This window comes from Myxacorys chilensis (assembly GCF_059505265.1).
The window spans coordinates 1-11671 of sequence record NZ_JCACKG010000227.1 but is presented as its reverse complement, the minus strand read 5'-3'; the positions used below and the strand labels follow the sequence as shown (position 1 = coordinate 11671).

General features: G+C 48.5%; 13 protein-coding genes. 9 read left to right on the top strand and 4 right to left on the bottom strand.

What is annotated here, in order from left to right; all coding sequences use genetic code 11:
* Positions 1-28: 28 nt before the first annotated feature.
* Complete coding sequence (locus tag AC5JLB_RS22955) at positions 29-970, bottom strand: peptidoglycan-binding domain-containing protein (RefSeq protein WP_495876147.1); 942 nt, start codon at positions 968-970, stop codon at positions 29-31.
* Positions 971-1064: 94 nt separating this feature from the next.
* On the opposite strand from AC5JLB_RS22955, the gene radC reads away from it, so the two are divergent.
* A complete protein-coding gene (gene radC / locus AC5JLB_RS22950; RefSeq protein ID WP_495876146.1) occupies positions 1065-1796 on the top strand; it encodes a RadC family protein in 732 nt (243 codons plus the stop codon).
* Here radC and AC5JLB_RS22945 read toward each other — a convergent pair whose 3' ends face one another.
* Together AC5JLB_RS22945 and AC5JLB_RS22940 are read right to left on the bottom strand one after the other, a co-directional pair.
* Positions 1797-2453, bottom strand: coding sequence for a hypothetical protein (locus AC5JLB_RS22945; RefSeq protein WP_495876145.1), 657 nt, complete (start codon positions 2451-2453; stop codon positions 1797-1799).
* Between the two features lie 76 nt (positions 2454-2529).
* Positions 2530-3459, bottom strand: a complete 930-nt coding sequence (locus AC5JLB_RS22940) for a class I SAM-dependent methyltransferase (RefSeq protein WP_495876144.1) — start codon at positions 3457-3459, stop codon at positions 2530-2532.
* Positions 3460-3665: 206 nt separating this feature from the next.
* Here AC5JLB_RS22940 and lexA point away from each other — a divergent pair, with 206 nt between their 5' ends.
* The 8 genes from lexA (at position 3666) to AC5JLB_RS22900 (ending at position 10781) form a co-directional block, all read left to right on the top strand.
* On the top strand, positions 3666-4286 hold the full coding sequence (gene lexA, locus AC5JLB_RS22935; RefSeq protein WP_495876143.1) for a transcriptional repressor LexA: 621 nt from the start codon (positions 3666-3668) through the stop codon (positions 4284-4286).
* A gap of 239 nt (positions 4287-4525) precedes the next feature.
* The gene (locus AC5JLB_RS22930; protein ID WP_495876142.1) at positions 4526-5167 is read left to right on the top strand and encodes an SAM-dependent methyltransferase; all 642 of its coding nucleotides are present in this window, start codon (positions 4526-4528) and stop codon (positions 5165-5167) included.
* Between the two features lie 204 nt (positions 5168-5371).
* Entirely contained in the window at positions 5372-6028 is a 657-nt protein-coding gene (locus AC5JLB_RS22925; protein ID WP_495876141.1) for a fasciclin domain-containing protein, read from the top strand.
* Between the two features lie 186 nt (positions 6029-6214).
* The gene (locus AC5JLB_RS22920; protein WP_495876140.1) at positions 6215-7588 is read left to right on the top strand and encodes an APC family permease; all 1374 of its coding nucleotides are present in this window, start codon (positions 6215-6217) and stop codon (positions 7586-7588) included.
* Between the two features lie 188 nt (positions 7589-7776).
* Positions 7777-9030 (top strand): AmpG family muropeptide MFS transporter, encoded by a 1254-nt coding sequence (locus AC5JLB_RS22915; protein ID WP_495876139.1) that lies wholly within the window; start codon positions 7777-7779, stop codon positions 9028-9030.
* Between the two features lie 98 nt (positions 9031-9128).
* A complete protein-coding gene (locus tag AC5JLB_RS22910; RefSeq protein WP_495876138.1) occupies positions 9129-9368 on the top strand; it encodes a DUF8624 family small hydrophobic protein in 240 nt (79 codons plus the stop codon).
* A 106-nt stretch (positions 9369-9474) separates the two neighbouring features.
* Positions 9475-9894, top strand: a complete 420-nt coding sequence (locus AC5JLB_RS22905; RefSeq protein WP_495876137.1) for a GNAT family N-acetyltransferase — start codon at positions 9475-9477, stop codon at positions 9892-9894.
* A gap of 128 nt (positions 9895-10022) precedes the next feature.
* Positions 10023-10781 carry a HEAT repeat domain-containing protein gene (locus AC5JLB_RS22900; RefSeq protein WP_495876136.1) on the top strand — a complete coding sequence of 253 codons (759 nt, stop codon included), beginning with the start codon at positions 10023-10025 and terminating at the stop codon, positions 10779-10781.
* Here AC5JLB_RS22900 and AC5JLB_RS22895 read toward each other — a convergent pair.
* Positions 10778-11332 (bottom strand): hypothetical protein, encoded by a 555-nt coding sequence (locus tag AC5JLB_RS22895; RefSeq protein ID WP_495876135.1) that lies wholly within the window; start codon positions 11330-11332, stop codon positions 10778-10780. The genes AC5JLB_RS22900 and AC5JLB_RS22895 overlap by 4 nt on opposite strands.
* Between the last annotated feature and the right edge of the window lie 339 nt (positions 11333-11671).

The window sequence follows — 11671 nt, the reverse complement described above, 5'->3', positions numbered from 1 at the left end:
ATAAACGCTTCATCCGTTGCCTCTGCCCTTATCTGCTTACCCTTCGCGCCTCTGCATCAATGCGACTCCGTAAGACGAGCGTTGCTGCACCATTGACAGGCAAGCCGTATCTGCTCTGAAACTCTCGCACCGCTGCTTGAGTTGGAGCATCATAGAACTGAGTAATGGGCAAATTACTTCGCAGAACAATTCTGAGACTATTTCTTAGGTTTCTGACTAAGGTTGCCATAATTTCTTGAGTGCGCTGATCGGGCCGTCCAGTTGGCGGCAAATTGTAGAGAGACTGAATATCTTGAATCGCTCGAACCACAGAAACGTCAGTTAGGGGCTGTTGCGGATTCACGTCATAGCCAAACCCTAGCAGCAGCGATCGCAGTTGTCCTTCAGTGTAAATTCCCAGCGATGAATTTGAAGAACCAGACGAACCACTCGTCGAACCACTCGTCGAACCACTCGATGAACCGCTCGACGAACCTGGTTGACCCGGACGAGGTAGCGCATCGTTCAGAATGTCATTGATGCGCTGGCGAGTTTCTAGCGTTGCTATTCCTGTAACAGGTAGCTTATTTTGCTGCTGAAACAATCGCACCGCCGCCTCAGTCTGCCGTCCATAAAACTGACTTCCTGGAAGCGGAACTTCTAATTTCACCACTCGGTTGAGATCGGTTTGTAGTTTTTTCATCAGATCCGCCGCTAGGTCTTGCGTCGGCAGATTCAGCGTTCCATCCACTGGCAGGCGATATTGCACCTGAAAATCTCGAATCGATTGCTGCACGGACGGACTCGAAAAAGGCGTCGTTAGCGGGACAGGATAGCCTAGACCATTCAATACAGAAATAAACTGATCTGGCGTGTAGTCTTGAGTCCGGGCTGCCCAAGCAGTTTGATGAATCGCGATCGGCTCCGCTAAGCTCCAAAAGAGCGCACCCCCTAGCAGTGCCGTTACAGCATTTGTTTTTCCGTTCCACATACTCACACTCTTGTTATTGCTCGAATTGGTCGATGTACTCCCAGATTCATTTTGCGGGATTACTGTAAAAATAGGCGCTTCCTTCTATGCTTTCATGACTTATTCTCTAAGAATTGCTGATATTCCCGAAAGCGAACGACCCCGCGAGCGACTAATCGCTCAAGGTGCAAAAACTCTCTCTACGGCTGAGCTAATTGCAATTTTACTGGGAACGGGTCAAGGACCTGGAAAACTTTCGGCAGTGGGGTTGGGACAATATATTTTGCAAGAGTTAAGTCAGCATCAGCGCGATCCGTTGGGGGTGTTGCGCGATGTCAATATTCAAGAATTAACGAAAGTTCCGGGCGTTGGTCCAGCAAAAGCAACGACAATTTTGGCAGCGATCGAGCTTGGCAAGCGGGTATATCAGTCCCGCCCACCCGAAAAGACGGTAATTGACGATCCGCAAGTTGCCGCCGCTGCTCTCAGTGGTGAGTTGATGTGGCAAGCTCAAGAACGGTTTGCGGTGCTGTTACTCGACGTAAAAAATAAGCTGATTGGGACGCAGGTAATTACGATCGGTACAGCGACCGAAACTCTGGCACATCCTAGAGAGATTTTTCGAGAAATTATTCGTCAGGGGGCAACGCGAGCGATCGTGGCTCATAATCATCCATCTGGGAATGTTGAACCTAGCGCAGAAGACCTTTCTCTCACTCGCCAACTACTAGAAGGTTCGCGATTTCTGGGGATTCCACTCCTAGATCATCTCATTCTGGGTAACGGAAATCATCTCAGTTTGCGACAAACCACCTCACTGTGGGAAGAAACACCCCAAGGGGCTTAGTTACTGAATTGAGGGTAACTCGCGTGTTCTAATAACTTGTCGAGTTTGAATATTTATTTCAGTCACAAAGTTTTTGTCATTCAAACTATAAAAAATTTGTAAGGTAGTAGCTCCTTTTCGGTGGGTTCCTAGAATGCGATCGACTTGTGAGATGACTTCGGTGTAGCTCTTCCCGGCGACATCAGACATCGCGATCGTCTTGCGATCAAGTTCCGTCAGTTGCTTGTCACTACTTGTATCTTCTTTAACAACTGCATACCAAAGCCCCTCTACTTTGATCAAATCGCCATTTCTGTACTGCCCCAGTTTCTCATGTTGTAGAAAGAGCCAATCGTTTTTTGGTACTAGTCGATGTGCTGAAAGATCAGTCCTATTGAAGAATAAATAGTTGTGAACATAGGTAGAGCTTGAACCAGACGACGACGAAGAGAATTGATATCGCTCGTCTTGAACGGTATTGACGGTGGCTAGGAGAAATGGACTGCCACTGAGCAACTCAAAATTGCCTAGCACCATTTTTTTGACAGGTTGCGAGTTTGCAATAGATTCCTGTTGCTTTTGACAAGCGGTGTACAAAACGCTTAAGGCAATTAGCCCCATAAAGAAGACGAATGCGCTAGCAGATCGAATTGACCGAAAGAAGCAAAATTTGTTCATGGTTGCTAAGGCGCAAAGACTTTAGGCAGTAGCTCATCAACTACAGCTTTCCCAAGAACAGTTCCAGCAAGGTCAGCTATTTCACCTGCGCCACGATCGTTCGATGTCTCGGCGTATTGCAAGTCATGGTTGGTTGAGCAAAGCCAGCCTCAACGATCGCACTCTCAATATCCAGCGCAAAATATTCGTCCAAATAAGGCTCTGTACTCTTCAACAGGGTCAGAATGTAGGGCGGCATCTTCGCATAAATTTCAGATTTTGGATTCATATCCATGATGGCCAGATGACCACCCGGACGCAGGAGACGTTTGGCTTCTTGAAGAATTGCGATCGCAGCCTCTCTTGGCAATTCATGAAATACCAGCGACGCTGATACCAAATCAAACGAGGCGCTTGGCAATCCGGTTGATTCTGCTGCCGCATGCACCCAAGTCGGATCAGAGGATTCTGGCTCAGCCCGACGCTGAGTGCGGTACTGGGCAACCGCTAGAAAATAAGGCGATAAGTCAACACCCGTGATCTTGGCATTGGGGAAGACATCTTGCAACGCGAACGTACTCATGCCAACACTACAGCCCAAATCGACAATCTCGCTAGGCGCTTCAGCCAGTCGGACTTTAAGCGCATCGTTATAGCTTTGTCGCAAGCGCGAATCGCCTTCAATCCCACCATCCTTCCAAATGCGAGCATGAACCGCATGGGCTGCCACTTCGACTTCAGTCGCAGGTTCCCAACCCATGTTGCCTTCGGTGTAGGCATGAAACGAACACAAATAATAGTTTGGATACGCTAAATCGGGATTGTTGACTTGGTTGAATTCTGTTGACCAATCGCGATCGCGTAATGCTGCCGCCCGATCGCGCCACGCCACCCCGATCGATTCTGCTCGCTTGATCATCATCTGCCGCGCTCGATATTTCGCCAGATTGAAGATCGGCTTAATGGCCAGAATGCTGTTGACAGCACGAGAGGCAAGTCTTGGTTTAGAAGCAGGCGCAACCGTCATAGTGGAAAATTAAAATGGTTTGGTCAATACCATTCATTATTGCAGGCAAAAGTCACTAAATTTAACGCTCTTGGATCTCGACAAATGGGTCAAATAGCGATACAAATGTCCTTGAGAACATATCAACTAATTAGCTGCATCGCTAAGCATTTTTGGTATAATACAGGTGTTCTAGTTCTCATTTCCACTTACTTATTTGTCGCTTTATGGAACCCCTCACCGACGCCCAACAACAGCTATACGATTGGCTAGTTGAATACATTCGTGACCATCAGCACTCACCCTCGATCCGGCAGATGATGACCGCGATGAATCTCAAGTCTCCGGCTCCGGTGCAGAGTCGTCTCGAGCATTTACGCAACAAGGGTTACATTGAGTGGACGGAGGGGCAAGCCCGCACCATTCGGATTCTAAACCCAATGCCAAAAGGAATCCCAATTCAAGGTGCGATCGCGGCAACGAGCCTAGTCGAGACGTTTCCTGATTTAGAAGTTGAATACTTAGACTTATCTACGCTGCTGCTTAAGCCCCAGCACTTTGCGTTAAAAGTTCGGGGACACAGCATGATCGAAGCATTAATTGACGATGGTGACATCGTGATTTTAGAACCTGCTAACGATCCCAAAACGATTAAAAACGGCATGATCGTAGCGGCACATCATCAGGGCAAAACAACGCTGAAATACCTTGAGCGTAAAGGAAACAAAGTACTTCTAAAACCCGGAAATCCGAATCGCGAACTCTATCCTATGACAGAGGTTCCAGCGTCTGAAGTCGATATTCAGGGCGTTTTAATTGGCGTTTGGCGCGGATACGGCAAGCTGTAACATCACCTCATATCACGGCTACAGTCTGGCGTAGGAATTTTTTCCTACGCCATTTTTAATGAGTCTAGGCTGAAGTAGCACTTTAGGATGACCTAATGGTGAATTAGATTGTGTAAATTACGCCCATAGACAGAAATGCTTCACGAATTCCGTTTTGTCATTTCTATGTCACATTTGCATTCGATCCTGAACAGTAGAACATCGATGAATTGTCGTTTACCCTGTTTGGATATTGCCCTATGAGCGCTTCACGATTTGTTCACAAGTTGCCCAAGCGATCGCTAAAAGGTCTGATTGCCGGACTTAGTGTATTTGGTTTAATGGCAACAGGCTGCACCCGCGATCGCACGTTACAAGCAGACGCCCAATCCACCCCAACTCAAACCGCTTCTGCTACGCCCGAAGTCCAAAAAGATGTTCCGTATGTTCCCACTCCGCAAGAAGTAGTCGATGAAATGCTGCAAGTGGCGAATGTAGGTCCGAATGACGTGATCTATGACCTCGGTAGCGGCGATGGGCGCATTGTCATCACCGCCGCACAGCGATTTGGCACTCGCGGAGTAGGAGTTGATATTGATCCAGAACGGGTCGCAGAAGCTAAGGCAAACGCCCAGAAAGCAGGAGTGAGCGATCGCGTAGAATTTCGGCAGCAAGATCTGTTCCAAACAAACTTGCAAGAGGCGAGTGTCGTCACACTTTACCTTCTACCAGAGGTCAATCTGAGGCTACGTCCCAAACTTTTGCAACTCAAGCCCGGAACACGAATTGTTTCTCACGCGTTTGACATGGGCGACTGGAAGCCCGAACAAGTCCGCCAAGTGAATGGGCGCACCGTTTACTACTGGACTGTTCCTAAAACTATTCCTGAAAATTTACGATGATCACATCCACACCACAAAGTTCTCACTCAACTACTCAAACATGAGAATTTTGTGGTGCAGTTTTGTAACTTAAGACAGACGCATTAGTTCTTCTTTTACGATTCTATTGCTGTTGCAAAACTTAATTATCTGAATGTGCGGATGAATTGTCAAAAATGATTTTCAACCGTGCTCAAAACTTTTTGAAATTTAGGAAACCAGGTAATGAATTGTTCTGATCGTGTTAATTCAGCTAAATCTTTTCGTATCCTTGTTGCAAACGCATCCAAGGGCATCGTAGCTAGTTTTGTTTTGCTACCTGTTATTGCCGCATGTAATTCTCCCTCAGCACAGACACCCCAAGCAGGACAACCTGCTCCAGAATCTCCAGTAGCAGTACAGCCTGAAACAGGCGCAGCAACCCCTTCCGCCCCAACTACGGGGAGGGCTCAAACGGGGGGTGATATTGTAGAAGTGGCAGCAACGAATCCATCTCTTAGCACCTTTACCTCCATCGTCAGTGAAGCCGAACTCGGTGATGCGTTAGACGGTAATGGACCTTTTACAGTGTTTGCCCCCTCAAATGAAGCCTTTAATGCAATTCCGGCTCAAACTCGCCAGCGTCTTTTGCAACCCGAAAATCGTCAGGTGTTGCGTCAGATTTTGAATAATCATGTAGTCCAGGGACAGCAATTAACAGCGACACAAATTCAACCCGGATCAGTGCAAACCGTGGCAGGAAATTCCGTTAATATTCAGGTACCGCAACCCAATCAAGTCAAGGTTGGAACTGCAACGGTGACGCAGCCCGATCTTATAGCAAGTAACGGTGTAATTCATGTAATTGATTCAGTCATTCTGCCTCCGGATCTCAATTTGTAAATTGTGCGTTGCCTGAGTTAGTTCAACTACTTAAACATTAGGGGCGTTCTGATGCGTTTGATTCGCTCCCAATGGCGTTCTCCGATTTGCCTAGAATTCAAAAATTTGCGAGTGCATTACTGTCAGGCACTTGTTAGCGCGATCGCGGCGCAATCTCCCGAATTGTGATTGATTGAGGTTTCATTTGTGAGTAAATTTGAAGCGACTGGTTTAACAGAGGGAACTTTAACGGCTCAAGCCGCTGCACCCAAACCCACGCTTAGGTTAGCAGACGCGATCGCGCTGATTGTCGGAATCGTGATTGGAGCAGGCATTTTTGAAACGCCGAGTCTTGTCGCTGACAATGCAGACAGTGCAGCAATGCTGCTGTTGGCATGGTTAGCCGGTGGAGCCGTCTCGCTGACTGGAGCGTTGTGCTACGCCGAACTTTCAACCACCTATCCGCATGTTGGCGGAAACTATCATTTTCTTAAACGAGCATTCGGACGGAACCTCGCATTCTTGTTTGCTTGGGCACGGATGGCCGTCATTCAGACCGGATCGATCGCACTATTGGCCTTCATTTTTGGCGATTATGCATCCCAACTTTGGCGGCTTGGTTCGGGTTCATCATCCATTTATGCCGCCATCGTCATTATTCTCTTCAGCGTTCTCAACATCGTAGGATTGCATCAAGGCAAAACGATGCAGAATGCATTGGTGCTGATCACGGTGCTGGGGTTAGTTTTAGTGATCGGGGTTGGATTGCTTCTGCCCGCCGCCCCCGCCGCTTCATCAACAGTAGCGCCTTCTAACGGAACCTTAGGATCTGCGATGCTCTTTGTCTTACTGTCCTATGGGGGATGGAATGAAGCTGCCTACATTTCCGCCGAAATTCGGGATGGACGGCGGAACATTGTGCGATCGTTGCTTTGGAGTTTAGGGATTATCACGGCTCTTTACTTGTTGATTAATTTAGCGTATCTGCGCGGCCTGGGACTTGAAGGCATGGCGCAATCGCAAGCGGTAGGAGCCGAACTAATGCGACGGGCATTTGGAGAACCAGGGGCAGTCTTGATGAGTCTGATCGTGATCATTTGCGCCTTGAGTTCTCTAAATGCAACGATCTTCACAGGGGCACGAACAAATTATGCCTTGGGTCAAGACATTTTTCTCTTTCGGTCTCTCGGTCGCTGGCAGTCTTCTGGAAGTACACCGACCACAGCATTAGTGGTGCAAGGCGCGGTCGCGCTCATTCTGGTGGGATTGGGAACCATTACTCGCAATGGTTTTGAAACGATGGTAGATTACACCGCTCCTGTGTTCTGGTTTTTCTTCCTGCTAAGCGGTATTTCGCTGATTGTATTGCGATTTCAGGAGCCGCACCAACTCCGCCCCTTTCGGGTTCCCTATTACCCCATTACGCCTATCGTTTTCTGCGGGGTTTGTGCTTATTTGCTCTACTCCAGTGTGGTGTATACCGGGGTCGGTGCGATCGTCGGAATTGTAGTGGTAGCCATTGGTGTTCCATTGCTCTACTGGAACTGCAAACTCCAGAAAAGAGCGAGCAGAAGTCGATGATGCAAAAGAATTCCATCCTTTCAAGGTAGCTAATACAACCTTTAAAACTCCTGCTATGCTGTGCAATGACTAAGCAAATGCTCGAGCTAACTCTTCTGAATTGTTAACAGCCTTCCGATGTCAGCAAGGGGAACGCCGTCTCTAAAAAATTAGTCGCATCCCTTGTTCCATCGCATCCGCTACCCACCGTGGAAACCATTCAATCGTTAATTAAGGTCTTCCAGAGCCGCAAAATGTCGGCACTGCTGTTTATCGGATTTTCGTCTGGGCTGCCATTTTTGCTAACCAGTAGAACGCTGCAAGCTTGGATGACGGTCGAAGGCGTCAAGCTGAGTACGATTGGACTGTTTAGCCTCGTGGCTCTGCCTTACTCTCTCAAGTTTCTGTGGGCACCCTTACTTGATCGCTTTATTCCTCCCTTTCTCGGTCGTCGCCGGGGGTGGCTACTGCTGACTCAATTTGCCTTGCTTATTGCAATTGCGGCAATGTCGCTGCACAGACCTCAGCAGTCGCTCCAGTTTCTTGCCATCAACGCGATCGTCATTGCCTTTTTTAGCGCCACTCAAGATGTCGCTGCCGATGCCTACCGTACCGATGTTTTGGAGAAACCTGAACTGGGTGCAGGAGCAGCAATTTTCGTCACAGGATACCGGATTGCGCTGTTGATGACAGGCGCGATCGCATTCTTTCTAGCCGACCGAATGCCCTGGCAAACCGTCTATCTACTGCTGTCGTTGCTGATTGGAGTCGGTATGGTTGCGTCCTTGTTCGCACCCGAACCAGAGCATCAAGCAGCCCCCCCTCCCACTTTGAGCGAAGCCGTTGTTCAGCCCCTCCTCGACTTTTTTCAGCGCTTAGGACGGCTACGTGGCATTCTGATTTTGGGATTTATTGTTCTGTATAAGTTTGGCGACTCCTTGCTCGGCAACATGGCGATTCCGTTTTTGCTCAAGACGGGTTTCACGCAAACAGATATTGGTGCGATTCAAGGTGGTATGGGCATTTTAGCGACAATCGTTGGAACCCTAATCGGGGGGGCGGTGTTTAGCCGAATTGGGGTCAATCGATCGCTATGGATTTTTGGCGGACTACAGGCATTGAGCAACGTCGCCTATCTAATATTGGCGCAGCTTGGGCAAAACTATCCGTTCATGGTTGTCGCAATTAACGTAGAGAACTTTTGCACGGGATTAGGGAACGCCGCTTTTCTGGCGTTTTTGATGAGCCTCTGTAATCAACGCTTTTCGGCAACTCAGTTTGCTCTGCTGTCAAGCTTGATGGCAGTGAGCCGAGATATTTTGGTAGCAAAAGCAGGGGAACTCGCTGAAGCAACCGGATGGACAATGTTTTTCTTCATAACGATCTTGGCGGCAATTCCTGGTTTGCTATTGCTGCCTGTGTTTGCTCCGTGGAATGAGGAAGTGGTAGTAGAGAAAGGATGAAAGATAAAGATGCGTATTAGGATAAGTAAAGAGAGTGAACTTCATTAATCTTGAAACAACTCTCAGAAAATTATCCTTTTCTCACCCTCGCTTCAGCCATGCTTTTCTTTCGCCAAAATATTGCTCCGCTTCTAGTCGTGTTGGTCTTTGTGGTGGCGCTCATTGCTGTGAGTGCGCGTATCTTCTTGCCGGGTGACATGGCAGCCCCTGCCCCGATCGAAGAAGTGACACCAGCGCAAGGCAAGGCGGCTATGTCTCGTCCGGATACAGTAGCAGGGCTGCCTCCTGCCCTCTCTACCTTAATCACCGGACTGCCCGAAGACCCAGCTCAGCTATAAGCAAGTCGTGACTGATTTACTACCACCAGGATATTGTTTACAACCCAGTTCTGCAACAGAGCGATCTTGGGGAGCTTGGCGGAACCAATCACTACTCGTAAGGTTCATGCAGCACACTTACGAAGAGCTTTATCCCGGTGGCACGTTTTCTCACTTGGCCAACACAGTTGAACAATACTGCTCTTCAGAAACGCCGATTTGGTGGGTTTTGGCAGAAGGTCAAGGAGGAGCTACCTTGCTGTCGGGTCAGGCTCACCCTAAACCGATTGGATGTTTGTGGCTGGGGAACGCGATCGATCAGGCAACCGGAGAGCGTCAGGCTCACGTCTTTTTGCTGTATGTCTCGCCTAACCATCGACATCAAGGCATTGGATCGGCGCTGATGCATCAAGCAGAAACGTGGGCAAAATCCAGCGGCGCTCGGCAGATCGGACTACAGGTATTCGAGACAAATCAGCCTGCACTAAACTTATATCGCTCACGTGGGTATCAAACTAAATCGCTCTGGCTGGCTAAACCGCTATAGTTCAGCCTTGGCAGTTGAGCGGTTTAGTAAAACTAATTTTGTCTATTAAATAAATTTAGTGTTTTTATTTTTTAAGTCCTCTGCCATTAACGCTATCTCGACTTCCCTCGGTGCTGTAAAGTGACTATATGTATAGTGATGATGATTTGTCAGTCCTCGATATCGACGCAGAGCTAGAGGATCCATTGGATCAGATTGCGCCGATTGAAGATGATGCTCTTCCTAAGCCTGATCCAGAGGAGATGTTACTCCTTTTAACGGCAACGGATGTGCAGCAACGGATGCTGGCGACCAGAGCTTTCTGTGAACTTCAAGACGAGCGGGCGATTCCCCATCTGATCGCGCTATTAGCTGATCCCTGCGCGTTGGTGCGCGTGAGCGCGGCGTATGCGCTGGGCAGAAATCCCAGTCCTGATGCTGTCGAACCTCTGATGACACGGTATCACCAGGATTGGAATGGCTACGTTCGCAAGGGCGTGGTGTGGGCGCTCGGAAATTGCCGCGATCGCAGGTCGCTCAAAACCTTGACTGAAGCTTTAAAGACAGATATTTCGGCAGTTAGACTGTGGGCTGCGAGTTCTCTCGCTCAAATGTCGGTGCTGGGATATGAGGTGGTTGTAACCGCCGTACCGCCCTTAATCGAGGGGTTGCGACGCGACGCGATCGCGGCTATCCGAAGTAACTGTGCTTGGGCATTAGGAGAACTGTGTCGAGAATTACCCTCTAATGTCATCTACGCCACTGCGATCGATGCGCTGATCGAATCGTTTGCTGAAGATGAAGATATTAGTGTTCGAGAAGATGCAAAAGCATCAATGCTGAAAGTGGGAGATGCACGCGGATTACAAGTGATTGAAGAGCTAGAACAAGAAGGCTTTTTAGGCTAACGACAAGCTAATCCTGTATAAGGATTCACCGGAATTGGGCTAGGAATTGGGCTTCCGTAAATTGCCGTGCTGCATTGCGATGTGCCCTTGTAAAAACCGCCGTTATAAAAACCATTCGGGCCAATGATCACGTTGCGAGTTCTGGCGTTGGGCCTCACAATTATTGTAGAAGACGGGTAGGGTGATGTAGAAAACGGGTAGGGCGATGAGAAGCGAGAAGGATAGCGTACCGCTCGTCGGTAGGTTGAAAAAGATTGCCCTGGTAAAGATAGGTAGTAGCGATCAGTAATCGGGCGTTGAATGATTACAGTTCTTCCATAAGAATTAACGCGCGGAAGATGTCTAGAGTGCGGCGCAGTATTGTATGTGGACGAGCCGAGAGGATACCCAAATTGGGCGTGTGCCGCCGTTGCAGAAGATAAGACTAGGGGCACAATCATTGCGATAGGGAATTTTGAAGAAGCTGCGATCGCCTGAAGCTTGGCGAAGCCGTGTTCTCCAAAGTTGCGCATTGCGCTAATCGTAGCAATCCAAGAAAGAGATTTCAGCATAACGCTACCAGTCCTTTTGAACAGCAGATTTAGATACTCAAACAATATCAAAACTCTGAAAACCGTTTAGGCAGAAAAGATCAAAACTAAATATTTTAGAGGGAACAAGAGTTCAACCAATCCATACATCCCTATATCTATTCTACGTCCATTCACACAAACAGAGACGGCCTCTCCCCGGGGGAAAGGCCGTCTCTGCATTCAGCTAGAGCTAGGGAGCACTAGACCCGACTCGGGTCTAGTGCTCCCTCTCGTTCAACTACCCTTGGATAGCAGGAGCAGAGAGAGCCACAGGAGCGGTCTCCAATGCAGCCAAGTCAAGCGGGAAGTTGTGAGCAT

Coding starts and splice junctions, on each gene's coding strand:
- AC5JLB_RS22955 (WP_495876147.1), bottom strand. CDS start 970: ATGTGGAACGGAAAAACAAATGCTGTAACGGCACTGCTAGGGGGTGCG.
- radC (WP_495876146.1), top strand. CDS start 1,065: ATGACTTATTCTCTAAGAATTGCTGATATTCCCGAAAGCGAACGACCC.
- AC5JLB_RS22945 (WP_495876145.1), bottom strand. CDS start 2,453: ATGAACAAATTTTGCTTCTTTCGGTCAATTCGATCTGCTAGCGCATTC.
- AC5JLB_RS22940 (WP_495876144.1), bottom strand. CDS start 3,459: ATGACGGTTGCGCCTGCTTCTAAACCAAGACTTGCCTCTCGTGCTGTC.
- lexA (WP_495876143.1), top strand. CDS start 3,666: ATGGAACCCCTCACCGACGCCCAACAACAGCTATACGATTGGCTAGTT.
- AC5JLB_RS22930 (WP_495876142.1), top strand. CDS start 4,526: ATGAGCGCTTCACGATTTGTTCACAAGTTGCCCAAGCGATCGCTAAAA.
- AC5JLB_RS22925 (WP_495876141.1), top strand. CDS start 5,372: ATGAATTGTTCTGATCGTGTTAATTCAGCTAAATCTTTTCGTATCCTT.
- AC5JLB_RS22910 (WP_495876138.1), top strand. CDS start 9,129: ATGCTTTTCTTTCGCCAAAATATTGCTCCGCTTCTAGTCGTGTTGGTC.
- AC5JLB_RS22905 (WP_495876137.1), top strand. CDS start 9,475: ATGCAGCACACTTACGAAGAGCTTTATCCCGGTGGCACGTTTTCTCAC.
- AC5JLB_RS22900 (WP_495876136.1), top strand. CDS start 10,023: ATGTATAGTGATGATGATTTGTCAGTCCTCGATATCGACGCAGAGCTA.
- AC5JLB_RS22895 (WP_495876135.1), bottom strand. CDS start 11,332: ATGCTGAAATCTCTTTCTTGGATTGCTACGATTAGCGCAATGCGCAAC.